Source organism: Streptomyces sp. NPDC050610 (assembly GCF_040654875.1).
Classification (GTDB): domain Bacteria; phylum Actinomycetota; class Actinomycetes; order Streptomycetales; family Streptomycetaceae; genus Streptomyces.
In genome coordinates this window covers 124,238-148,003 of sequence record NZ_JBFAIV010000020.1, presented here as the reverse complement: position 1 = coordinate 148,003, position 23,766 = coordinate 124,238, and the positions used below count along the sequence as shown (strand labels likewise).

The window sequence follows — 23,766 nt, the reverse complement described above, 5'->3', positions numbered from 1 at the left end:
GGGCATCGAACGGGACGAACCGAGCTGGAGGCCCTCATGGCGAAGCAGGAGCGCGCGGTACGGACGCGGCGCAAGGTGCTGGAGGCCGCCGCCACGGTCTTCGACGAGCACGGGTACGCCGCTGCCAACATCTCGGAGATCCTCAAGGCGGCCGGCGTGACCAAGGGGGCTCTTTACTTCCACTTCTCCTCGAAGGAAGAGCTCGCCCGCGGAGTGATGGCCTCCCAGATGGAGGAGACCTCCGTCCCCGAATCGGGCTCCCCGCTCCAGGACATCATCGACCTCACCCAGCAACTGGCCGTTCGGCTGCGGATGGGCCACGACCCGTTGCTGCGCGCGAGCATCCGGCTCACCATCGAGCACGGCTCCTTCGACGCCAGGGACACCGCCCCCTACGACTGGTGGCTGGAGACCTTCACCCGCCGCTTCATCCTCGCCATGGGCGCCGACGAACTCCGCGCGGGAACCGTCCCCGAGGACGCCGCGGCCACGGTCGTCGGCTCCTTCTCCGGCATCCAGCTTCTCTCCCACGTCACCACCGACCGCGAGGACATCACCCGCCGCATCACCACCTGGTGGCAGCAGCTGCTGCCGGGCCTGGCCGCGCCCGACGCCCTCCCCCGGCTGCGCCCGGAGGGCTCGGCACCGCTCCCGCAGGAGTGACGCCCGGCATTACGAGGAGGAGTGAGGCCCGGGGATACGAGCAGGAGCGACACCCGGCGCTACGAGCAGGAGCGACACCCGGCGCTACGAGCTACGGCGGACTCCCCGAAGGTGGCAGTCCGGAACGCCGTTCGGCACATACGCCCACCTCGTACGGGCCGCTAGGGTCCCCCGAAGAGCGCCCTCATCAGGGCGCCCGGAAGGCCGGTGAGCCGACGGACGCGTGACCTGGCACCGCGCGACGCCGCCCGTGCCACGGGGGCGTAGGCGTACGCGTCTCGTGCCCACGTGCACGCGTGCGTACGTACGTGCGCACTCGTCATCGCGCATCGCGCAGCGCACAGCGCGGGGGCGGCACCGCGCCATCCATCCACCGTCTGTTGGGGGTAGCGGTAAATGATGGCCAGTCACATACATTTCTCGGTGCTCGGCACGCTGCGGATGACCGTGAACGGCACCGTCCACGTCCCACGCGGCCCGAAGGTCAACAAGCTGCTGGCCCTCCTTCTGCTGCGGGCCGGGCAGGTCGTCGAAACCGGCACGCTCGTCGACGAGTTGTGGGCCGAGCAACCGCCGCGCGGGGCCGTCAGCACGGTGCGTACGCACATCTACCACCTGCGCCGCCAGCTCGCGGAGTGCCTCGGCGCACCGGTCGGCCCGCTGCTGGCCACCCGCCCGCCCGGCTATCTGACACAGCTCGGACCCGACCAACTGGACGCCACCCTCTTCACCCGGCTCACCGCCGAGGGCCGCGCCCTGCTGGCGCGGGGCCTGCCCGCCGAGGCGGCCGCGGCGTGCCGCGCGGGGCTCCGGCTGTGGGAGGGCCGCGCGCTGTCCGGGGTGCACGCCGGACAGCATCTGGAGGTTCATCTCCAGCGACTCGACGAACTGCGCGTCCAGGCGGTGGGGACGCGCGTCGAGGCCGAGATGCGGCTCGGCATGCATGCCGAACTCATCCCGGAGCTACGGTCGTTGGTGGCCGCCTATCCGTACCACGAGCGGTTCCACGCCTGTCTCATCGAGGCGCTGCGCCTGTCGGGCAGGCGCCGTGAGGCGCTCGACGCGTACGACGACCTGCGCAGGGTCCTCACCGACGAGCTGGGGCTGGGGCCGTCGGCGCATCCGCACGCCCTGCTGCGGAGCATCCTCACCGATACGCCGCCGGGGACAGGGGCTGGGGCTGGGACAGAGGCAAAGGCAGGATCGGGGGCGTATGCGGGGCCCGCCCCCGGCCGTACGCCCGCTCTCGTCGGGGCCCCGGCCACGGGGGCTCAGACACCCATGCCGATACCGCCGCCGACCGGCAGCACCGTGCCGGTGATGTAACCCGCCTCCTCGCTCGCCAGGAAGCGGACGGCGGCCGCGACCTCGTTCACCGTTCCCGGCCGGCCGAGCGGCGTCATCTTCATGGTGTCCCGCATCCGGCGGTCCGACAGCAGCTTGGTCATGTCGGTGTCGATGATGCCGGGGGCCACCAGGTTGACGGTGATGTCCCGCGCGCCCAACTCCCAAGCCAGTGACCGGGCCAGGCCGACCAGCGCCGTCTTGGTGGCGGCGTAGTTGGTCTGCCCCGGCGCGCCGAGGAACGCCAGCGCGGAGGAGAGCAGCACGATCCGGCCCCGGCGCGCGGCCAGCATCGGCCCAGTCGCCGCCCGTATGGTCCGGAACACCCCGCGCAGGTTGGTGTCCAGCACCTCGTCGAACACTTTCTCCGACATGCGCGGCAGGAGGGTGTCACGGGTGATCCCGGCGTTGGCGATCAGCACCTCGACGGGCCCCTGTTCCCGCGCGACCGAGTCGAAGGCCGCTTCGACCGAGTCCGCGTCGGTCACCTCGCAGCGCACTCCGAACAGTCCCTCTGGGGGTTCGCCGGACCGGTACCCGACCGCCACGCGGTCGCCGTCGGCGGCCAACGCGCGGGCCACGGCCAGGCCGATGCCCCGGTTTCCTCCGGTGATGAACACGGATCTCGACATGTGTTTTCCGCCTTCCTTATTGCCTGTCGTGGTGTTCTGTTGGGTGGGTTTCGCTCTCTCGTGGCTTCGTTCTCGCGTGGCTTTCGCTCTCTCGTTCAGGCGGTCCGGCGGGGCGCCTGGACCAGCAGGCAGGACCAGGTGAACCCGGCCCCCGCGCTGAACACCAAGGCCGACTCGCCGGGTGCGAGCGCGCGCCGCCGCAGCAGGTCCGCCAGCCCCGCCGCGGCGTCTCCCGCGCCCAAGTGGCCCGTCGTACGGCCGTAGTCCACGGGTTCGGCGCTGGTGTGGCCGGCGAGTTCCGCGACCCACGACTCGGCGAGGGTCTTGGCGCCGAAGCGCGGCAGCACCGCGTAGCGCAGCCCCGGGCCCCACGGGTCCACGCCGGTACCGTCCAGCGCCTCGGCCACGACCGCGCCGATGGCGTGCCGGTTCGCCCGCGCGAACGGCTCGTTCCCGTGTTCGCGCAGGTAGGCGCGTTTGGTGGCGCGCATGTCCACGCGGGGCCGGTGGCCGCGCGGTACGAGCGCGAAGGGGTCGGCGCCGCGGTGCATCACCTCCAGCTCCGGGGCGGCGACGCTCGCCGACGACCGGAGCAGCAGGGCGTCCGAGGGGCCGGCGGGCAGCCGCAGCAGTACGGCCGTACCGGCGTCCGCGTAGGCGACGCCGTAGTCGCTCGCCCACCGGTCGAAGCCCGGCCCGGCGAAGCGGTCGGCCGTGGTGACGAGGGCCCAATCGGGGGCGGGGGCGGAAGCGGGGATGGGGGTGGTGCCGGAGGCGCGGGCGTCGCGGTCCAATGCACCGGCCGCGCCCGCCGCGCCCGCCGCGCCCGCTACGAGCCGGGCCGCCGCCAGTTCGACGGCGGCGCTGCCGCCGTTGCACACCTGCTGGACGCCGACCGGCACGGCCCGTAGCGCGCCGAGCCGGTGGGCGACGTAGTGGGCGGGCGACCACAGGTCGTGCCCCTGGTAGTACATCCACGCGTGGCAGGCCAGGCCGAGGTCGGCCGCCTCGACCCCGGCCGCCGCGAGTGCCGCACGAGCGGCCCGTACCGCCATGTCCGGCGGCGCCACGTCCTCCGCGACCGGGATCTCCTCGTGGCCGAGGTCCCCGGCCTGCCGCTTGCGCAGTCGTCCTTCGCGCACCGCGTCGTCCGCCCGGGACCGGCCCCGGGGCAGCCACAGCGCGGCGGCCGCGATTCCCGCGGGCTCCACCAGCCTCATATCCGAACCGCCTCCCGTGAGTTACCGGAAAGCAGAGTGCAGCGGCCCGATAAAAGCTGAATGAAAGACGGATGAAAGGCGAATGTAAGTGGGACGGAAGGCACGACATAGAGGGTCGAAGTGACGCCGACACAACCATCTCCACCTGCACATATACCGGCTGTGCCGAATTATGAGCAGTCACCCCTACCCCTTTGGAGAGAGTTGTCGAAGCGGCGGCATCAGTGTTCCATTCATCTCGTCGACCGAAAACCGGTCGCGAATGATTACCGAACCGAATATTCCGCATCCGCGGCACACCAAGGAGAATTCGATGAGCCACGACAACGTTTCCGAAGAGCTCCGGCAGCAGATCCGGAAGATCGTCGCCGACGTACTGGAGGCCGAGGTCGCCGACCTCACGGACGGCAGCAGCTTCGTCGACGACTTCGACGCCGACTCCCTGCTCGTGATCGAGATCTTCTCGCGCTTCGAGCGCGACCTCGGCATCCGAATCCCGCAGGAGGACCTGACGGAGCTGGACGACCTGCCCGCCGCGTACGCCCTCGTGGCACGCCATCACGCCCCGGCGGTCGTCAGTGCGTAGGCCGGGGGCGTACGGGCGTGAACCGGAGGCGTCAGCGTGTACGCCGGGAGCTCCGGGAGCGCCGGCGCGTCACCCGGAGGCGGCGACCTGTGCGCCGGGAGCCTCCGCGCGTAAGCCGGGGGAACGCCGGGTCGTCGTCACCGGCATGGGTGCGGTGAGCAGTCTGGGCATCGGCGTCCGGCCGTTCGTCGAGAGCATCCGGGCGGGGCGCAGCGGCATCGGCCCCGCCGCGGAGTTCGACACCGCGGGGTTCGAGCACACCCGCGCCGGGGAGGTGCCGGACTTCGCTCCGGGCCGGCTGCTGCGGCGTACCGACCCCGGGCGATGGGGGCGCAGCGGCCAGTTCGCGGCCGCCGCGGCGCGGCTGGCCGTCCAGGACGCGGCCCTCGCCCCGGGCGCGCTGAACCTGGAGCGCACCGCTGCGTGCTTCGGCACGACCAACGGCGAGTCCCAGGTGCTGGAGCGGCTGGTGGCCCAGTGGGTCACGGACGGCCTGGACGCCCTCTCGCCCCGGCTCATCGGGCAGGCGGACGCCGGGCGCATCGCCGCCGCCGTCGCCGCCGAACTCGGCCTGGGCGGCGAGGTGCTGACCTTCGGCACGGCCTGCGCGGCCGGCAACTACGCCATCGGTTACGCCTACGACCTCATCCGCGGCGGTGCCGCGGACGCCGCCCTGTGCGGCGGGGCCGACGCCTCCAACCGGGCCACGCACGCCGGGTTCCACCGGCTCGGCGCCCTCGCCGAGGGGGAGCCCCGGCCCTTCGACGCCCGCCGCGACGGCATCGTCACCGCGGAGGGCGGCGCGGCCCTGCTCCTCGAACCGCTCGACGCTGCGCTCGCCCGCGGCGCCCGTATCTACGCCGAGGTGCTCGGCTACGGCGTCACCTGCGACGCGCGGCACATGACCAACCCCGATCCGTCCTCCATCGCCGCGTGCATCCGCGCCGCCCTCGCCGACGCCGGGGTGAAGCCCGGCGACGTCGGCTACATCTGCGCCCACGGGACGGGGACGCGGGCCAACGAGGCAGCCGAAGTGAGCGCGGTGCGCGAGGTGTTCGCGGACCGCGTCCCGCCGATCAGCTCCATCAAGTCGATGCTCGGCCACACGATGGGCGCGGCGTCCGCGTTCGGCGCGATCGTGTCCTGCGCGGCCCTGTACGAGGGGTTCCTGCCGCCCAGCGCGACGCTGCGCGAAGTCGATCCGGAGCTGGGCCCCGGTCTGGACTGCGTACCGGGCCGGGCCAGGGCCGCCCGGCCGGGCGTGGTGCAGAACCACGGCTTCGCCTTCGGCGGCAACAACGCCATCACGCTCTTCGGGGAGGTCCCCCAGTGAACGCCGCAGTGACCGGCTTGCCGAACGAACGGGCCGTACCGCCACAGCCACAGCCACAGCCGCGGCGGGCGGTGCTGCCGGAGGCGGCCCCGGAAGCGGTCCCGGAGACCGTCCTGGACGCGGTCCCGGAGGCGGTGGTTCCGGTGGACGTCGTCGGCTGTGCGGTGCTCAGCCCGGCCGGGACCGGGCTGGCCGCGCTCGCCGCCGCCTTGGCGGGCGTTCAGGCGTCGGCCGGTGTCGGCCCTGTCGCCGCGCACCACACCAACGGGAGCGGCGAGGTCGCCGAGGTCGACGGAACCCTGGGAGCCGTGGGAGGTCGCCCGCCCCTGGCCGTACGCCCGGTGGCGGGCTTCGACCCCGCCGCGGTCCTCGGCGCCAAGGGCCTGAGCCGCCTCACCCGTACCGACCGACTCGCCATGTCCGCCTGCACGATGGCGCTCGCCGAGGCGGGGGCGGGGGCCGAGGCGGGGGCGGGCCCCGCCCCCGAACGCACCGGCGTGGTGCTCGGCACCGCCATGGGCAGCTCCGGCGCGCAGTCGGCGTTCCTGCGCGACACCTTCGTGCAGGACCTCCCGTATCTGGTGAACCCCTCGGCCTTTCCGGGCACCCTGATGAATTCGGCGGCCGGCAAGACCGCCATCAAGCACGGGCTCACGGGCGTCAACGCGACCGTGTCCGGCGGGCCGCCCGCCGCCCTGCACGCCCTGCGCTACGCCCGTACCGCCCTGGTGGGCGGCCGTGCGTCCCTGCTGCTCGCGGGAGGCGTGGAAGAGGTGTCGCCGCAGAGCGCCCGGGCCTGGCAGCTCAGCGGCGCGCTGCGGCCCGGCGCCCCGCTCGCAGAGGGGTGTGCGGTCTTCGCCCTGCGGCCGGCGGACCCGGGCGCGGAAGCCACCGGCCGCCGTCCCCTCGGGAGGCTGCTGGCCTGCGAGACCGGTTACGCCGACCCGGTCCGGGACGTCCTGGGCGTCGGCCGCCGGCTCGCCGCCTGCGTACGTACCGCCCTGGCCCGCAGCGGCCTCGCCCCCGAAGACGTGGCGATCGTCGCCGCCGGCGCGGGCGGGCGGCGCGGCTGGGCGGCCGTCGAGGAACGCGCCCTGCGCCGCGTCTTCCCCGCACTCGCCACCCCCATCCCCTCAACCGCGCCCACCACCGCGCCCCGGCGGCTCCGCGTGGACCTGGCCCTCGGCGAGACGTACGGCGCGAGCGCCGCGCTGCAACTCGCGGCCGTACTGGCCCACTGGCAGGACCCGGCGACGCCCGCCGACGGCGAACGCGTCGCGGTGGTGACGTCCATCGGCCCGGACGGGTGCGTGGGCTGCCTCGCCGTGACCCGCCCCTGAACCGGTTCAGCGACCACAACCGCCTTCCCCACCACCCCCTATCGCTCCCCCATCCCTCCCTACTTACCGACCTACCGACCGACCGGAGAAACCATGCAGTCCGTCGTCTCCCCCACCGTCCAGGCCCCGCCACCCGGCCCGTCCCTCGACCCGCCGCAGGAACTGTCCCGCGAGCGGACCGTCCCCCGTGGCCTGGTGCACCGGTGGTCGCTGTCCGAGGTGTTCCTGACCGACTCCCGTGCCACGGACGGCCGCGCCTTCGTCGCGGCGGCCCAACTCCCGCTCTCCCACGCCTACTTCAGGGACCATCCCGGCCGCCGCGCCTTCCACGATCCCCTGCTCGTACTGGAGGCGTGCCGCCAGTCCGTGACCTACGCCGCCCACTGCCATCAGGGCGTTCCCGAGGCCACCACCTTCATGGTCACCTCCTGGGTGCTGGAGGTGACCGGCCCGGCCGCCCTCGACTGCGGCGAGCGCCCGGGCGACCTCACCGTGCACGGCGAGGTCACCGACCGCGTCGAACGCGGCGGCCGGCTGCGCCGCCTGGTCTTCGCGATGCGGCTCACCCTCGACGGGCGGCCGCTCGGCACCCTCTCGATGGACGTCAGCTGCACCCCGACCGAGCAGTACCACGCGCTGCGCCGGATGCAGCGCGGCAGCGAGGTGCCGACCGCCTTCCTGCTCCCCGCCGACCCGTACGGCGAGCCCGCCGACGCGGCGCGGGCCGGCCGCCTCGACCCGCTGAACGTCGTGCTCGACGACGCCCGGCACGCTGCCGGGGCCCTGGAGTCGGTGCTCAGCGCCCGTACGTTCCGCAACCGCAGCATGTACGACCACCCGTACGACCACGTGCCCGCGATGGTGTTCAGCGAGGCGGCGCGGCAGGGCGCGCTGCTGCTCGACACGGATGGCGGGGCGGATGGCGGGACGAATGACGGGACGGGGGCCGGCGCGGGCCGCGTGCTGCGGCTGCACGGCTCCTTCGAGAAGTTCGCCGAACTCGACGACACCGTGCGCCTGACCACCCGGCCCGACCCGGAGCGCGGCCCCGGCTCGTACGTCATGACCGCCGTCCAGAGCGGCGCGACGGTCGCCGAAGTCGCCGTCACCCTCGGCTGAGCCCGCGCGCCGCCCAACTCACCCGCTTGCAGAACCAACTTGCAGACCCAGCTTGGAGACTCAGATGGAACCGCGCCCCGCCGGCATCGCCTTCTTCGACGCCGACGAGACCCTCATCACCGTCAAAAGCATGTTCGACTTCTACGACTTCTTCCTCGACGCCATCGGACACACCCCGCAGGAACAGGCCCGCCTCCACCAGGAAGCCCGCGACCTGCTGCGCCCGGGGCTCCCCCGCGCCCAGGGGAACCGCCTCTTCTACCGGCGGTTCGCCGGGCACCGGGAGGACGAGGTCGCGCGGGTCGGCCGCGCCTGGTTCGACCGGCGGCTGGCCCGCGGCGGCTTCTTCCACCAGGACGTGCTCGCGGCGCTGCGGGCGCACCGGGCCGCGGGCCGTACGACCGTGGTGCTCTCGGGCTCCTTCCCGGCCCCCCTCGACCCGGTGGTCGCGCACGCCGGTGCCGACCTGCTCGTCAGCACGGGTCTGGAGGTGCGGGAGGGCGTCTATACGGGCGAGGTGCTGCGCACGATGATCGGCGACGCGAAGGCCGAGACCGCGCGGCGGTTGATCGCCGACGCGGGCGCCGTCGCGGCGGACTGCCACGCGTACGGCGACCACGGTTCCGATCTGGACCTGCTCAGCCTCGTCGGCCACCCCGTCGTCGTCGGGGCGAATCCGGAGCTGACGGCCGCGGCCGACGCTCGCGGCTGGCACCGGCTGGCCGGGGCGGCGGCCGCCTGACCGGCGCTTTCCCGTCCTGGTTCTGGTTCCCCGTCCCGGTTCTGATTCACCGTCCTGGTTCTGGTCCGTCAGAAGAGCCGCCGTGCCACCGGGCCCGGCGGCCTTTCGCCGCGCCCCCATTCCCCTTCTTTACTGCCCTCCATTTCCCGCTTACCGAAAGGCGGATCCATGAATGAGCAAGTGGTGATCGTCGGAGCCGGCCCGGTCGGCATGCTGCTGGCCTGCGAACTGCTCCAGCAGCACATCCCAGTCAGGCTGGTGGACGCCGCGCGCGAGCACTCGGCCCACTCACGGGCCACGATCGTGTGGCCCCGGCTCCTCGAACTCATGCGCCGTACCGATATGACCGAGCGCCTGGCGGCGAACGGCCACCGCATCGACGGCGTCGCGTACTTCTCCAGCGGCCGCAGGCTCGGCACCGCGTGGATGAACCGGCTGACGGACACCCCGTATCCCTTCGCGGTCGCCATCGCCCAGAGCGAGACGGAACGGCTCCTGGAGGACCGGCTCACGGAACTGGGGGGAAAGATCGAGCGCGGGGTGCGGCTGACCGACGTCGTAAACCCGCACAGCCCCCGCCCGACGGCCGTCCTCGCGACGGCGGACGGCAGGGCGGAGGAGGTCGAGACCTCCTGGCTGATCGGCGCCGACGGCGCGCACAGCGCGCTGCGCGGACTGCTCGACGCGGGCTTCGAGGGCGAACAGTTCGACGTCAGCTTCGCCATCACCGACGCCGAGGTGCACGGCGACGCGCCCATGAACGTCGTGAGCTACTGCTACACCCGCGAGGGCAGCCTCGCCCTCGGGCCGCTGGGGAGCGACGTGACGCGGGTGGCGGTCAGCGTGCCGCACCCCGAGGACGACACCCCGCCCTCCCGCGAGTTCTTCCAGCGCGTACTCGACGAGCGCGGGCCGGGCCGCAACGCGATGGGCGAGCTGCGCTTCAGTACGACCTTCCGCGTCCACGCCCGCACCGCCGGGCGGTTCCGCTCCGGGCACTGCCTGCTGGCCGGGGACGCGGCCCACATCATGAGCCCGGCGGGCGCCCAGGGCATGAACACCGGCCTCCAGGACGCGGTCAACCTCGGCTGGCGGCTCGGCGGGATCATCAACGGTCTGCTGCCCGAGTCCGCCGTCACCGGCTACGACCGCGAGCGGCGCTCGGCCGCCCACGCGGTCGCCCGGAACACCTCCCGGCAGACCCGTTGGGGCCTGCTCCGGAAGAGCTCCCACATCGCCGTCCGCGATGCCGCCCTGCGCACCGCGTCCGCGACCGGGCTCCTCCAGCGCGCCATCGCCCCGCTGGTCGCCCAGACGGCGGTGCGCTATCCCGCCGCCGACGGCCGACCGGACGGACACCGCCTCCCCGGCGCCCGGACCCGTACGGGCGACCGGCTGCCCGTACTCCCCACCGGAACCGCTGGAATCGCAGGAACCACTGGAACCGACGTCCGCCTCAACGGCCGGTCGTGGACCCGTACCGCCGACGACACCCTGACCGTCCTGCTGTGGCCCGGCAGGCGCCCCGGCCCCGGGTGGTCCGAGACCGTACGGCGGGTGACGGCCGCCGCGGCGCCGCACGCCGCGGTCGTGACGCCGGCCGGCGAGCCGGGGCCGCTGGCCGACGCGCTGGGCCCCCGGGCCGTGATCGCGGTCGTACGGCCGGACGGCCACCTGCTCACCGCCCTCGCCCCGGACCGCGCCGCCGAGCTGCCGGCCGTGCTGGCGGCCGCTCACGCGCACCCCGACCCGGCCCCGTACCCCCTCGCGCCCCAGCGCGATTGAGCCGGCCCGTTCGCCGCTTCGCCCCGCCGGAACGCGTCCGGCGGGGCGAAGTGCTGTTGTTCAGGTCCGCTCGTACGGACCTGGGAACGCCCGGGGCGGAGCACGGTAGTCCGTGCTCCGCCCCGGGCTCGGCGCTCAACGCGCCCGCTTGCGCTGACACTCCGTCAGGAAGCTTGTACGGGAACGGGCTCGGAACCGGGTCCGGCTTCCGCACCGGCTCCCGCGTTCCTCTCGTCCCTTACGCCGGAAGCACTGGAAACATCAGGCGCACCAGAAACAACCGAAGCAGCAGACGCACCGGCCCCCACCGTCTCAACCGCCTCAATCGCCTCAACCGCCCGCCGCTCCCGCAGCAGCAGCGCGATCACCACCGCCGCGAGCAGCCCCGCCGCGGCGAGCACCCACAGCATCGTGTGCAGCGCCCCCGTGTACGCCGAGGAGGCCGTCGCCGCGAAGGCGTCGTGCGCCGCCTTGGGCCGTACGGTGTCCGCGGCGGTCGCCAGGTCGCCCTGGTTGAGCAGGTCGGCGACCCGGTCGGGCCGGCGCGCGTACGGCGTGTCGTACGAGCCGAGCTTGCCCGCCAGGCCGCTCTGGGTGAACGTCACCAGCAGCGAGCCGACCACGGCGATCGCGGCGGCCTCGCCCGCCAGCCGCATGGTGTTGAACATCCCGGCGGCCATCCCGGCGCGCTCCGCCTCCACGCTGTCGACCGCCGCGCCGTCCAGCAGGCCGAACGAGACGCCCACCGCGGCGCCGATCAGCATCAGCGGGCCCAGGATGGCCAGTGCGCCGCTGCCGGGTTCGATGACCGTCAGCCACGCGTAGCCGACCGCGGCGACGAGTACGGCGGCCACGAGCTGCACCCGGGCCGGGACCCAGCGGGTGAGCGCGGCGGCGATGGCCGGGAAGACGAGCGTCGGGCCGGTGAGCATCATGATCGTCAGGCCGGCCTGCTGGGCGCTGAGGCCGTCGACGGCGGAGAAGTACGACGGCAGGTAGACGACGAGGGGGCTGAAGCCGAGCACGATGACGACCACGGTCAGGCAGAGGCCGAGGAACTTCGGGCGGGCCAGCAGCCCCAGGTCGAACATCGGCTGCTCCTGCCGCCGTTCCACCCGGACGAACACGGCGAGCAGCGCCACGGCCCCGGCCAGCGAACCGAGCGTGACCGGGGCGGTCCACCCGGCCTGCGGCGCCTCGACGAGTCCGAGTACGAGCAGGACCAGCGAACCCGTGAACGTCACGGTGCCGGCCTTGTCGACCCGGCCCGCCCGTTCGTTGCGCGACTCCGGCACCACCGGGATCAGCAGCAGCACGGCGAAGGCCAGGGCCGCCGGGACGAGGAAGACGGACCGCCAGCCGAAGGCGGTCACCAGGACGCCCGAGACGCTCGGGCCGAGGGCCAGGCCGAGCCCGACCGTCGTACCGAACAGCCCGAACGCCCGCGCCCGCGCCTTCCCCTCGAAGACCTGGGCGAGCAGCGCGCTGCCGCTCGGGAGAGCGGCCGCGGCCCCGGCCCCGGCGACGGCCCGCGCGATGTCCAGGAGCACGATGTTCCCGGCCATCGCGGCGACCAGCGCCCCCGCGCCGAAGAGCGCCGTGCCGGAGAAGAACACGCGCTTGCGGCCCACCAGGTCGGCCAGCGAACCGGCGGCGAGGATGAAGCCCGCGAAGGTGAGGTTGTAGCCGTTCACCGCCCATTGCAGGGCGGACAGACCGCTGTGCAGATCGGCGCCGATGCTGGGCAGGGCGACCGAGGTGCCGGTGATGGAGAGCGGGAACAGCACCGACGCCAGGCACACCGCGACGAGCGTGAGCACCGGTGGCCGGGGCCGGCCGGAACGCGGCGCGGCAACGGAAGGGGACATAGGAATACTTCCTCCACGGAGTGGCCGATTCCCATGGGAGAACGCCGGACGGGCCCAGGGTGGGACCGGGGCAGGCCCCGGCGGGACCGGACGGGCCCGGGGTAGGACCGGGATGTGCCTGCGGCGGGCCCCCGGCGCGAAAGCCTCCCGAAAGACGCACGAAAGACGCACACCGCGGGAATCGAGGAATGCACGGCGAATGCCGTTTGCCCGCCACGCTAGGCAGCCGCCTGATGCCGCCTCAATGCTCCTGCCGCGCAGGGCACAAGGGAATGCCACCTAAGTGACATGCGCCCGCTCCCGCCGGGGAATACCGGGCCGCCGGCGGCCCGATTAGCGTTCCCGGAGAAGAGACGCGGACACCCAGGCCCGCCGAAATCGCCGGGAGCGCCGAAATCGCCGAGAGCGCCGGGTGCACCGACCAGGGATACGGCACAGACTGAAGGAGAATTCCGTGCAGCTGCGCATTCATACCGAACCCTCCGAGCGCGGCGCCCCGTACGCGACGGTGCTGCGGGCCGCGCGGGCCGCGGAGGAGCTGGGCTTCGACGCGTTCTTCCGCTCGGACCACTACCTCCAGGTGGGCGCGGACGCCGAGCCCCCCGGGCCCAGCGACGCCTGGCTCACCCTGGCCGCGCTGGCCCGCGACACCCACCGCGTCAAACTGGGCACCCTGGTCAGCCCCGCCACCTTCCGCTCGCCCGGGCAGCTGGCCATCCAGGTCGCCCAGGTCGACGACATGTCCGGCGGCCGGGCTGAACTCGGCCTGGGCGCGGGCTGGTTCGAGGCCGAGCACGAGGCGTACGCGATCCCGTACCCCGGCAAGCGGTTCGCCCGCCTGGAGGAGCAGCTGCGGATCGTACGCGGCCTGTGGACCACCGGCCGCGACGAACGCTTCGACTTCGCGGGCGAGCACTTCACACTCGTCGGGGCCCAGCCCACGCTGCCGCCCGTCCAGCGCCCGCACCCGCCGATCATCGTCGGCGGTACGGGCGCCGTCCGCACCCCGGCGCTGGCCGCCGCCTACGCGGACGAGTACAACGCCGCGTTCGTCTCCCCGGAACAGGCCGCGATCCAGTACGACCGCATACGCAAGGCGCTGGCCGAGAACGGCCGGGGCCCGGACTCGATGCGCTTCTCGGTGATCCAGACCGTGTGCTGCGGCCGTACGGACGCCGAACTGCACCGCCGCGCCCAGGCCCTGCGGGAACCGCTGCCCGAGCACGCCTTCCACGGCACCCCGGACCGGATCGCGGACCTCATCGGCCAGTACGCACAGGCCGGCGCGGACCGCGTCTACCTCCGCACCCTCGACCTCACCGATCTCGACCACCTCGAACTCGTCGCGGACCGGGTGCTGCCGCAGTGCGCCGCGGCCTGAGCGGGGCGGGGGTCGTGCGGCAGTAGGCGCCGCCGCGGCCGTACGGTCCCGCATCCGGCAAGGACCGCCCCAAGTGCCGGCTGCCCGCGGCGCTCAACGGCGCGTGCGGCGATGGAGAGCTGGGCAGTGTGGAGAACGGGCACGGCCCCGGCCGTCGCGGTCCGGCTGCCGGGCGGGATCTCAAGGGGGGACGGGATGGCGGCGAAACGGCGCAAGCGGCGCCTGAAGCGCGCGACGCGGGCGAAGCTGTGGAAGTGGGGCGGCCTGACAGCCGCCGTGCTCATCGTGCTGGCGGCGGCGAACTGGTCCACTGTGTGGCCGTACCTGGCCGCCGTGGCGGGCCTGGCGGCGGTCGGCGGCGCGGGGTGGGGGCTGTGGCGAGCGCATGCCCTCGCGCGGAGCGCGGACCTCCGCTGGCGGGCGGGCGAGGAGCACCGGGCGCGCGAACTGTCCATGACCGCGGTCGACGCTCTCTCCTGGCAGGAGTTCGAGCGGTACATCGCCGAACTGTGCCGCCGCGACGGCTGCACGAAGGTCGTCGTCAGTGGCAAGAAGGGCGACCTCGGCGCGGACGTGATCGGCTACCTCGCCGACGGCAGCAAACTCGTGGTGCAGTGCAAGAAGTACGCCGCGCACCGGACGGTGCCCTCCGAAGACATGCAGAAGTTCGTGGGCACGGCCCGCCTGGAACACCAAGCGGACGTCGCCCTGTTCGTCGCCACCTGCGGCGCGTTCACCAAGGACGCCCTGGCCCTCGCCCTGCGCCAGAACGTCGTCGCCATGCACCGGGACCTGCTCGGCGCCTGGGTCAAAGGGGCGACGCTCCAATCCCTGCTGCCACTGAACGGCTCCGGCGGCGGCAACCGCCGCCGGCCTTCGGCCTGAGCCCTGCTCGTAGGGAGCCCGGACGCGCGGGTGCGGCAGTACGCACGCGGCCACTCGTACGCGCCCAGGCCGGTCATACGCGTCCGGCCGCTCTGCCCGGCGGGGCGTCGACTCACCCCTCGAACGCACCTCGTGCGCGTTGCGCGCGTGAAACGTACGCGCTTCGTACGTTTCACGCGCGTAGGGTGTGGGCCCGGAGGTGATCATGTCCGAGTTGTTCGACGCGGTCGACGCGCTGGTGGCGTCCCGCTCCCCGCTTCCGCCCCCGGCGGAGCGCAAGCGGCTGCGTACCGCGCACGGCCTGACGATCGATGAGGTGGCAGGTGCGCTGAAGGTGCGGCGGGCCACGGTGTCCGGCTGGGAGGCCGGCAAGACCGAGCCCCGCCCGCCGGAGCGGGACGCGTACGCCCGGCTGCTGGACAGGCTCGCGGACCTCTACCCCGCCCCGGCCGGCGGGCCCGCCCCCGACGCGCCCCCCGCTGTCCCGGCCCCGCCTGCCCCGGCGGAAGCGCAGCCTCCGCCCGCAGCCGCGGCCCCCGCACCCGCACCCGCACCCGCACCCGCACCCGAGACCACCCGGACCGGCCCCGCTACCGTTCCCGTTCCCGCCGCAGCGGCTCCGGTGGCCGCGCCGCGTCCGGCCCGCACCACCAGGCCGACGTCTTCGACATCGGCGCCGCGCCGCCCGGGCGCGAAGAAGGCGGCCCCGGCATCGGCCCCGGCGGGCGGCGTCGACCCCCGGTTCGAGAACGGCCCGCTGGCGGTCGTCGACATCGCCGACGGGCAGGCGCTGGCGTACTGCGTGGGCGGCCTGGTCCTGGACGTGCCCGCCAAGAGCCTGCCGGCCCTGGTGGACTGGACACTCAAGGAGGCGAAGCTCGGCCAGCCGAAGCTGTCCGGTCCGGGCAAGGACGCCGACCCGCTGCTCGTACTCACCGAGGCCGCGCTGGAGCGCTACGGCCTCCCGGCCGCCCTCACCGAGGAAGAGCGGCTCGCCGGGCGCGTCCCGGAGAGCCACAAGGTCGTCAAGCAGCTGACCCGCGCCGACTGGCAGCTCACGAAGCGCGGCTTCGGGCCCTGGGCGCGCATCTACCGCCCCGCCCAGGGCTCGGGCCGCCAGTGCGTGCAGCTGTGCATCCCCTCCTGGCAGGCGCTGGACACCCGCCACTGGGGCGAGGCCGGACAGTTGCCGCCGGCGGAGCTCGCCCGCGTGCTGGGCACGTACGCCTCCCGCGTGATGACGCCGCGCGGCTCCACCGCCGTCACGGGCCTGGAGCTGATGACCGCGCTGCACCCGGCGACCCGCGCCTCCGAGCCGGACTCGGACGGCAAGCGGTACTCCGAGCACAACCCCGGCTCGCTGGGCCGGGACCCGGTGGACTGCGCGCCGTGCGAGGCCCCCGACGGGCACCCGCTCCTGGCGGATCTGCCGCGCTTCCACATCCGCGGCCCGGCGGAGAAGCTGTTCGAGGAGGCGTACGACTGGGCGCGGCCGCTGACCGACGACGAGTGCCTGCACCGCCACCTGGTGGGCATCGACGTGAACATGGCCTTCGCCGCCGGCGCCAACGGGCTGACCGTCGGCCTCGGCGAGCCCACGCACGTCACGAACCCCGTGTTCGACCCGAAGCTGCCCGGCTCGTGGCTGGTGGACCTCTCCCACGTCGACCTGTCGCGGGTGAAGGCCGGCAAGGACAAGTGGGCCGAGCTGGACGCGAGTCTGCTGCCCAGCCCGTTCACGCCGAAGGGCGACCGTCCGGAAGGACCGGCCTGGTACGCGACGCCTACCGTGGCGTACGCGGTGGAGCTGGGCTACGACGTCGCGCCGGTCGAGGCGTACGTCCGGTACGAGAACGGCCGCTACCTCGACGGCTGGTACAACCGGCTGCGCGACGCCTACCTCGCCACAATGGCCGACCTCGGCGTCGGCGCCGACCTCGCCCCTGCCGACTTCCTCGCCGCGATGGACGGCTACCGCGGCCGTGACCCGCAGCTGGCGATCGTCGTCTCGGCGGTCAAGGCCACGGTGAAGGGCGGTCTGGGCAAGCTCCGCGAACGCCCGCGCGGCGAGGGCTGGCGGCCCGGCCGGCCGTGGCGCGCCCTGGCCCGGCCCACCTGGCGGCCGGACATCCGCGCGGCGGTCATCGCCCGCACCCGCACCAACCTCCACCGGAAGATCGTCAGGCACGCGGCGTTCACCGGCCAGTACCCGGTCGCGGTCCTCTCCGACTGCGTCGTGTACGCGGCCGACGGCGAGAGCCCGCTGGACTTCCTGCCCTACCGGGACGGCAAGCCGCTGCCCGGCGGCTTCAAGCTCGGCGTGAACCCCGGCCTGGTCAAGTGGGAAGGGACCCAGAGCGTGCTGTGGGGCGAAGGCGTCCGGGACCAGTTCGACGCTCCCGAACTCAACCTGGCCCGCTACATCAAGGACGGCACCGTCACCGACCAGGACAACGGGGAGTAGCGGCCGATGAGCATATTCGGGGACGGCCTCGACGCCGCGGTGCAAAAAGCGTTCACCCGCCCGGCGCCGAAGTCGGCCGGCGCGCAGATGCGGTACCTGGTCAAGCAGATGAAGGGCACCAGAGCGGTCGCCCAACTGCTGCGGGTCTCCCAGCGCACCGTCGAGCGCTACGTGAAGGACCAGATCAAAAAGCCCCGCCCCGACCTCGCCGCGCGCCTGGAGCGCGAGGTGAAGAAGCGGTGGCAGCCGCAGATCCGGGCCAAGGCCCGGCAGAAGGCGGCCAGCACCGACGGCATCGTCATCGACACCCGCGCCCGCATGGGCTACACCGCGCCCATCGGCACGACGGACCAGGACCGCATCCGGCACCTGACCGTCGCCCTCCCACCGCACCACGCCGCCCGCCTCTTCGACGCCCAGGAGGCCGGTGCCGGCGACGACCGTCTGCGGGAGATCACGGCCGACGCGCTCAAGGAGGTCTACTTCCAGGACGGCGGCCGCCGCGCCGGCAGCCTGGAAGAGGTCCGCTTCACCGACATCGAGCACCTGGACTTCGAGCTGTAGCGGAGCGGCCACGCGCGAACAGCCCGCGGCCCCCGGTGTGGCTGACGCTCCGGCCGGCGGCCGAGCGGCCGGTACGGCGGCTTCGCGCGCTCAGCCGCGCTCCCCCGCGCGGAGTCGGGCTCTCATCCGGTACGGGCGGCGGCCGCCCGCTCCCCGGCCTGTACGCGGTCCGCGGTGACGAGCACCGTGGTCCATACGTACGGGCCGTCGAAGTGGGCCTGACCCGCTATCCGGTGTTCGGGCGGGAGCAGGCCGTGCGCCGCTTCGATGTGGAGCCGGGCGCCCAGGACGCGTATCTCCACGCTGTGGAAGACGAGGTCGCGTTCGGCGGCCAGTCCGCAGAGGGCCTTGTAGGCGGCCTCCTTCGCCGAGAAGGCCACGGTGAGCAGTGCGGCGTCGGCGGGTTCGCGGAGCAGGCCGGCGCGCTCTCGGGGGGTCAGGACCAGCCGGGCCGTGCGGGGGTTCAGCCGGCCCAGCCGCTCCACGTCCACCCCGACGCCGGCGATCCGCGGCCCGACGCCGGCCAGCGCGGCGGCGGCGCCGCCCTGGCAGTGGCTGACCGAGCCGTGTACGCCCGGTGGGAAACGCGGGCGGGGGCCGTCGCGCAGTACCGGACCCGAGCGTCCGAGCAGTCGCATCGCGTCGGCGGCTGCGTGCCTGCCGGCGACGAAGTCCCGGCGCCGGGCCCCGTTCAGCGCGTCGGCGAGTTCGCGCTCCGCCGGGTGCAGTTCGGCGGCGGTCCGACGGTCCGCCCTGCGCAGCACTCCGGCGACTCCGGGGGCGGGGCGGACGATGGACACGCTGGGCACCGCGTACGCGCTCGCCATGAGGGCCCCGTTCTCGCTCGGATCGCTGGGGTCCCATCGTCCGCCGCCGCTCGCGCCCACGGCGGGGAGTGCTGCCTAAGAACGGGCGCGCTCCTTCTTAAGAAGACTCCGCTCAAGGCCCACTCAGAGCTCTCAACAGGTCCTCAACAGGTCCTCACCAGGTCCTCGCCAGGTCTCTCGCGCCGGTCAACTTGGGTGCGGATGGGCTGCTCGGAGGACCTTCCGCCCCCGCGGCCTCAGCGCGTCGCGAACGGCTGGTCCGTCGGGACGATCTCCCGGCCCAGCGGCATCAGGGAGATCGGGATCAGCTTGAAGTTGGCGATGCCCAGCGGGATGCCGATGATCGTGACGCACAGCGCGATGCCGGTGATCACATGGCCGAGCGCCAGCCACCAGCCCGCGAAGACCAGCCAGATGACGTTGCCGACGCAGGACGCGGCGCCCGCGTCCCGTCGTTCGACCGTGGTCCGCCCGAAGGGCCACAGGGCGAAGCCGGCGATGCGGAAGCTGGCGATGCCGAAGGGGATGGTGACGATGAGGACGCAGCAGATGATGCCGGCGACGGCGTACCCGACGGCCATCCAGAAGCCGCAGAGGACCAGCCAGACGATGTTCAGGATGAACCTCATGGTGCGAACAGCCTCCTACGTGCTCCTACGGGCGAACCGTCTTCCAGCAGGCAAGACGCTCGCACGCCGCGCGGTGGTTGCGACCGGCCGGGGCGGAGAGCGCCGGACCGGAGGGAGTCGGACCGGAGGGCACCGGACCGGAGGAATACCGAGCCGGCGTCATGGGCGGTACCCCGCCAGCTGCTCCAGGCGGCTGATGCGCTCCGCCATCGGCGGGTGGGTGGAGAAGAGCTTCGACATGCCCTCGCCGGGCCGGAACGGGTTCGCGATCATCAGGTGGCTCGCGGTCTCCAGGCGGGGCTCGGGCGGCAGCGGGAGCTGCTTGGTGCCGGCGTCGAGCTTGCGCAGGGCGGCGGCGAGGGCGAGCGGGTCGCCGGTGAGCTTGGCGCCGGAGGCGTCGGCCTCGTACTCGCGGGAGCGGCTGACGGCGAGCTGGATGAGGGAGGCGGCGATGGGGCCGAGCAGCATGATCATGATCATGCCGATGAAGCCGGGGCCCTCGTCGTCGTCGGATCGGCCGATGGGAATCAGCCAGGCGAAGTTCACCAGGAACATCACGATGGAGGCGAGCGCTCCGGCCACCGAGGAGATCAGGATGTCGCGGTTGTAGACGTGGCTGAGCTCGTGGCCGATGACGCCGCGCAGCTCCCGCTCGTCGAGGAGGCGCATGATGCCGTCGGTGCAGCAGACGGCGGCGTTGCGCGGGTTGCGGCCGGTGGCGAAGGCGTTGGGGGCGTCGGTGGGTGAGATGTAGAGGCGGGGCATGGGCTGGCGCGCGGCCGTCGAGAGCTCGCGGACCATGCGGTACAGCTGCGGGGCCTCGAACTCGCTGACCGGGCGGGCGCGCATGGCGCGCAGCGCCAGCTTGTCGCTGTTCCAGTAGGCGTACGCGTTGGTGCCGAGCGCCACGAGGACGGCCACGATCAGGCCAGTACGCCCGAAGAGGCTGCCGATGACGATGATGAGGGCGGAGAGTCCGCCGAGGAGTACGGCGGTCTTGAGCCCGTTGTGCCGGCGGTGCACGGTACGCCCTCCAGGTGGTGCGGCAGGGGAACCCTTTGCTTGGCGTTTTCCACCTTCCAGTGGACCCTTCCGAACTGGTCAACGCCAGATGAAGGCCGCTAGTTCCCTTGTGCACCGGGGCGGTCGTACATCCGTACGGGTGAGCTGGGCGGGCTACAGGAGCACGCCGGAGGCGAAGCGCAGTACGAGCTGCGGCGCGCCGGACAGGGCGATGCCCAGGACGGCGGCGAGGCCGATGGCCGCGGTGAGCGTGGCCGGGATCTTCGGGTTGGCCGGTTCGTGCTCTTGCGCGGCACCCGGTACGGGCTCGTGGACCCCTTCTCGTACGGGCTCGTGAGCCGACTCCCGTACGGACTCGTGAGCCGCCTCCCGTACGGACCCAGCAGCCCCTTCCGGCACAGCGGCCCCCTCCGGCGCCCGGAAGAGGACCGCCGTCCACTGGAGGTAGTAGTAGAGCGCGATCACCACGTTCACGGCCATGACGGCGGCCAGCCAGCCGAGCCCCGCGTTCACCGCCGCCGAGAAGACCGTGACCTTGGCGAACAGGCCGATGATCCCCGGCGGCAGCCCCGCCAGGCAGAGCAGGAAGAAGCCCAGCGCGAGGGCGGCGAGCGGGCGGCGCGCGTAGAGGCCGCGGTAGTCGGCGACGCGGTTGGCCGGGCTCGTACGGGCGACGAGGGCGGCGACGGCGAAGGCGCCGAGGTTCACGGCGGCGTACATCAGGGCGTAGGCGACGGTGGAGCCGATCGCGTGGGCCGCGCCGCCGTCGGAGTCGGTGTACGCGGCGGCCGCGATCGGGACGAGCAGATAGCCCGCCTGCGCCACGGACGACCAGGCGAGCAGGCGCACCGCGCTGTGCGTGCGGTCCGGGCGCTGGCGCAGGGCGGCGACGTTGCCCGCCGTCATCGTGAGGGCGGCGAGCACGGCCAGCGCCGGGCCCCAGACCCGCCCGTACGACGGGAAGGCGACGACGGTCACCAGGATCAGCCCGGAGAAGCCGACGGCCTTCCCGACCACCGAGAGGTAGGCGGCCACGGGCAGCGGCGCGCCCACATAGGTGTCGGGCACCCAGAAGTGGAAGGGGACGGCGGCGGTCTTGAAGGCGAAGCCCACCAGGGTCAGGGCCACGCCCGCCTGGGCGAGCGTGTCGAGGCGCGGGTCCACGTGCGTGAGCCCCTCGGCGATCCGCGTCAGGTGCAGGCTGCCGGTGGCCGCGTACACGAAGCTGACGCCGAGCAGCATGACGGCGGTCGCGGTGACCGAGGAGAGGAAGAACTTCAGGGCGGCCTCGGAGGAGAGCCGGTCGCCGCGCTTCAGGCCCACCAGCGCGAACGCGGGCAGCGAGGCCACTTCGAGGGCGATCACCAGGGTCGCGAGGTCGCGGGCGGCGGGCAGCAGGGCCGCGCCCGCCGCGGAGGACAGCAGCAGGAACCAGAACTCGCCCGCGGGGAGTTTGAGATCGACGATCGAGTTAATGGAGAGCAGCGCCGTCAGCAGGGCGCCGCCGAGGACCAGGAACTGGATGACGAGGGCGAAATGGTCCGCCGTATAGCTGCACGCCTCGGCGCCCGAGGTGAGGCAGAAGGTGGACCGGTCGCCGTCCAGGAGCGGCAGCAGCGACAGCCCGGCCAGCACCAGGCCGCCGATGGCGATCCAGCCGAGCGCCCCCTTCTTCCCTTCGGGGAGGAAGAGGTCGGCGACCAGGACGGCGAGCGCCACCACGGCGGTGATGACGGGCGGGGCGATGGCGAGCCAGTCGACGGACTGGACCAGGGAGCTCATCAGGCGCCTCCGCGCAGGAGCTGCTGAACGGCCGGGTCGGTGAGGCCGAGAAGGGCCGCGGGCCAGAGTCCGGCGAGGACGGTGAGGGCGACGAGCGGGGTCCAGGCCGCGAACTCGTACGTATGGACGTCGGGCACGGCGAGGAGCGGCGGCGCGCCCCCGGAGCCGGCCGCGGGTTCCGGGCGCCGCTCGCCCATGCACACGCGGCGCACGACGATCAGCATGTACGCGGCGGTCAGCAGGGTGCCGACGGCTGCGATGGCCAGGAACGTGAGGAAGGCGGGGCGGCTGAGGCCGTCGGCGGGCCGGAACGCCCCGAACATCGCGAGCATCTCGCCCCAGAACCCGGCGAGGCCGGGCAGCCCGAGGGAGGCGACCGCGCCGAACGCGAGCAGCCCGCCGAGCCGGGGGGCGCGCCCGTACAGCGCCGCGCCGCCCTTCCCCGCGAGCTGGTCGAGGTCGCTGGTGCCGTACCGGTCCTTGACCGCGCCGACCAGGAAGAAGAGCAGGCCGGTGATGAGGCCGTGGGCGATGTTGGCGAAGAGCGCGCCGTTCACGCCGGTCGGGGTGAGGGTGGCGATGCCCAGCAGCACGAAGCCCATGTGCCCGACCGAGGAGTAGGCGATCAGCCGCTTGAGGTCGCCGCCCGCGCCCGTACGGGCCAGGGCCAGGCAGGCCAGGGAGCCGTAGACGATGCCGACGACCGCGAAGGCGGCGAGGTAGGGCGCGAAGGCGCGCGCGCCGTCGGGGGCGATGGGCAGCACGATGCGGACGAACCCGTACGTGCCCATCTTCAGCAGCACCCCGGCCAGCAGCACGGAGCCCGCGGTCGGGGCGGCGGTGTGCGCGTCCGGCAGCCAGCTGTGCAGCGGCCACATCGGGGCCTTCACGGCGAGCCCGGCGCCGATGGCGAGGACCGCCAGGAGCTGCGTGGTGTGGCCGAGCTTCGAGCCGTTGTCAGTGGCGAGTGCCACCATGTCGAACGTGCCGCCCTTGACCCCGATGAGGAGGAGGCCGAGCAGCATCACGACGGAGCCGAGCAGCGTGTAGAGGATGAACTTCCAGGCGGCGCGCTCCTTCTGGCCGCTGCCCCAGCGGGCGATGAGGAAGTACATCGGGATGAGCACCATCTCGAACGCCAGGAAGAACAGCACCAGGTCGAGCACGGCGAAGGTCGCCAGGGTGCCGGATTCCAGGACGAGGATCAGCGCGACGAACGCCTTCGGCGACGGGCCGGCGGGCATGTGCGAGTAGCTGTAGAGGGCGCAGAGGAAGGTCAGCAGCGCGGTCAGTACGAGAAGGGGGAGCGAGACGCCGTCCACGCCGAGGTGGAGGCGGATGCCGAGGGCCGGGATCCAGCCGACGTCGGTGGTCGCCTGCATCCGGGCGGGGTGGTCGTGGTCGAAGCCGGCGGCCAGGGCGACGGCCAGCGCGAGGATCACGCCGCTGACGGTGACGCCGTGCCGGAGCACGGCCTGGTCGGGGCTCCTGCCCTGCAGTCCGGGCGGGGCCGGGAGCAGGGCGGCGACGGCTCCGAGGAGGGGGACGACGACGATCGCGGCGAGGAGGACCTGCATGA

The 23,766-nt window shown here is 73.2% G+C and carries 20 protein-coding genes; 12 read left to right on the top strand and 8 right to left on the bottom strand.

Translation table 11 applies throughout. The features are described from left to right. Positions 1 to 36: 36 nt before the first annotated feature. Positions 37 to 663 carry a ScbR family autoregulator-binding transcription factor gene (locus AB0I22_RS24405; protein WP_363133002.1) on the top strand — a complete coding sequence of 209 codons (627 nt, stop codon included), beginning with the start codon at positions 37 to 39 and terminating at the stop codon, positions 661 to 663. Between the two features lie 399 nt (positions 664 to 1,062). Continuing rightward, positions 1,063 to 1,989: an AfsR/SARP family transcriptional regulator gene (locus AB0I22_RS24400; RefSeq protein ID WP_363133001.1), complete on the top strand. Its 927-nt coding sequence runs from the start codon at positions 1,063 to 1,065 to the stop codon at positions 1,987 to 1,989. Here AB0I22_RS24400 and AB0I22_RS24395 read toward each other — a convergent pair. After that, positions 1,935 to 2,639, bottom strand: coding sequence for an SDR family oxidoreductase (locus tag AB0I22_RS24395; protein ID WP_363133000.1), 705 nt, complete (start codon positions 2,637 to 2,639; stop codon positions 1,935 to 1,937). The two genes, AB0I22_RS24400 and AB0I22_RS24395, sit on opposite strands and share 55 nt — an antisense overlap. A gap of 95 nt (positions 2,640 to 2,734) precedes the next feature. After that, positions 2,735 to 3,859: a 3-oxoacyl-[acyl-carrier-protein] synthase III C-terminal domain-containing protein gene (locus AB0I22_RS24390; protein WP_363132999.1), complete on the bottom strand. Its 1,125-nt coding sequence runs from the start codon at positions 3,857 to 3,859 to the stop codon at positions 2,735 to 2,737. 313 nt (positions 3,860 to 4,172) lie between these two features. Here AB0I22_RS24390 and AB0I22_RS24385 point away from each other — a divergent pair, with 313 nt between their 5' ends. The 6 genes from AB0I22_RS24385 to AB0I22_RS24360 all read left to right on the top strand — a co-directional run bounded on the left by AB0I22_RS24385 (position 4,173) and on the right by AB0I22_RS24360 (position 10,764). Further along, on the top strand, positions 4,173 to 4,445 hold the full coding sequence (locus AB0I22_RS24385) for a phosphopantetheine-binding protein (protein ID WP_363132998.1): 273 nt from the start codon (positions 4,173 to 4,175) through the stop codon (positions 4,443 to 4,445). Next, positions 4,438 to 5,778 (top strand): beta-ketoacyl-[acyl-carrier-protein] synthase family protein, encoded by a 1,341-nt coding sequence (locus AB0I22_RS24380; protein WP_363132997.1) that lies wholly within the window; start codon positions 4,438 to 4,440, stop codon positions 5,776 to 5,778. The genes AB0I22_RS24385 and AB0I22_RS24380 overlap by 8 nt, the downstream gene beginning before the upstream one ends. Beyond that, the gene (locus AB0I22_RS24375; RefSeq protein WP_363132996.1) at positions 5,775 to 7,118 is read left to right on the top strand and encodes a beta-ketoacyl synthase N-terminal-like domain-containing protein; all 1,344 of its coding nucleotides are present in this window, start codon (positions 5,775 to 5,777) and stop codon (positions 7,116 to 7,118) included. Before AB0I22_RS24380 ends, AB0I22_RS24375 begins: the two co-directional genes overlap by 4 nt. A gap of 93 nt (positions 7,119 to 7,211) precedes the next feature. Further along, positions 7,212 to 8,237, top strand: a complete 1,026-nt coding sequence (locus tag AB0I22_RS24370; protein WP_363132995.1) for an AfsA-related hotdog domain-containing protein — start codon at positions 7,212 to 7,214, stop codon at positions 8,235 to 8,237. 64 nt (positions 8,238 to 8,301) lie between these two features. Beyond that, positions 8,302 to 8,979, top strand: a complete 678-nt coding sequence (locus tag AB0I22_RS24365; protein ID WP_363132994.1) for an HAD-IB family hydrolase — start codon at positions 8,302 to 8,304, stop codon at positions 8,977 to 8,979. A 168-nt stretch (positions 8,980 to 9,147) separates the two neighbouring features. Further along, positions 9,148 to 10,764, top strand: a complete 1,617-nt coding sequence (locus tag AB0I22_RS24360) for an FAD-dependent monooxygenase (protein ID WP_363132993.1) — start codon at positions 9,148 to 9,150, stop codon at positions 10,762 to 10,764. A 164-nt stretch (positions 10,765 to 10,928) separates the two neighbouring features. Here AB0I22_RS24360 and AB0I22_RS24355 read toward each other — a convergent pair whose 3' ends face one another. Further along, positions 10,929 to 12,632, bottom strand: a complete 1,704-nt coding sequence (locus AB0I22_RS24355) for an MFS transporter (RefSeq protein ID WP_363132992.1) — start codon at positions 12,630 to 12,632, stop codon at positions 10,929 to 10,931. A gap of 454 nt (positions 12,633 to 13,086) precedes the next feature. Between AB0I22_RS24355 and AB0I22_RS24350 the strand changes: the two genes are divergently transcribed. The 4 genes from AB0I22_RS24350 (at position 13,087) to AB0I22_RS24335 (ending at position 17,926) form a co-directional block, all read left to right on the top strand. After that, positions 13,087 to 14,013 (top strand): TIGR03560 family F420-dependent LLM class oxidoreductase, encoded by a 927-nt coding sequence (locus AB0I22_RS24350; RefSeq protein ID WP_363132991.1) that lies wholly within the window; start codon positions 13,087 to 13,089, stop codon positions 14,011 to 14,013. Between the two features lie 195 nt (positions 14,014 to 14,208). Then, positions 14,209 to 14,898, top strand: coding sequence for a restriction endonuclease (locus tag AB0I22_RS24345; RefSeq protein ID WP_363132990.1), 690 nt, complete (start codon positions 14,209 to 14,211; stop codon positions 14,896 to 14,898). Positions 14,899 to 15,103: 205 nt separating this feature from the next. Beyond that, positions 15,104 to 17,362 (top strand): helix-turn-helix transcriptional regulator, encoded by a 2,259-nt coding sequence (locus AB0I22_RS24340; protein ID WP_363132989.1) that lies wholly within the window; start codon positions 15,104 to 15,106, stop codon positions 17,360 to 17,362. A gap of 6 nt (positions 17,363 to 17,368) precedes the next feature. After that, positions 17,369 to 17,926 (top strand): XRE family transcriptional regulator, encoded by a 558-nt coding sequence (locus AB0I22_RS24335; RefSeq protein ID WP_363132988.1) that lies wholly within the window; start codon positions 17,369 to 17,371, stop codon positions 17,924 to 17,926. A gap of 122 nt (positions 17,927 to 18,048) precedes the next feature. Here the strand turns inward: AB0I22_RS24335 and AB0I22_RS24330 are convergent, their stop codons facing one another. The 5 genes from AB0I22_RS24330 to AB0I22_RS24310 form a co-directional block, all read right to left on the bottom strand. After that, positions 18,049 to 18,753: a 4'-phosphopantetheinyl transferase superfamily protein gene (locus AB0I22_RS24330; RefSeq protein ID WP_363132987.1), complete on the bottom strand. Its 705-nt coding sequence runs from the start codon at positions 18,751 to 18,753 to the stop codon at positions 18,049 to 18,051. A 236-nt stretch (positions 18,754 to 18,989) separates the two neighbouring features. After that, positions 18,990 to 19,382 carry a YccF domain-containing protein gene (locus tag AB0I22_RS24325; RefSeq protein WP_363132986.1) on the bottom strand — a complete coding sequence of 131 codons (393 nt, stop codon included), beginning with the start codon at positions 19,380 to 19,382 and terminating at the stop codon, positions 18,990 to 18,992. 159 nt (positions 19,383 to 19,541) lie between these two features. Further along, positions 19,542 to 20,405: a zinc metalloprotease HtpX gene (gene htpX / locus AB0I22_RS24320; protein WP_363132985.1), complete on the bottom strand. Its 864-nt coding sequence runs from the start codon at positions 20,403 to 20,405 to the stop codon at positions 19,542 to 19,544. A gap of 153 nt (positions 20,406 to 20,558) precedes the next feature. Continuing rightward, on the bottom strand, positions 20,559 to 22,187 hold the full coding sequence (locus tag AB0I22_RS24315; protein WP_363132984.1) for an NADH-quinone oxidoreductase subunit N: 1,629 nt from the start codon (positions 22,185 to 22,187) through the stop codon (positions 20,559 to 20,561). Then, a complete protein-coding gene (locus AB0I22_RS24310) occupies positions 22,187 to 23,764 on the bottom strand; it encodes an NADH-quinone oxidoreductase subunit M (protein WP_363133019.1) in 1,578 nt (525 codons plus the stop codon). Before AB0I22_RS24310 ends, AB0I22_RS24315 begins: the two co-directional genes overlap by 1 nt. Positions 23,765 to 23,766 lie beyond the last annotated feature (2 nt).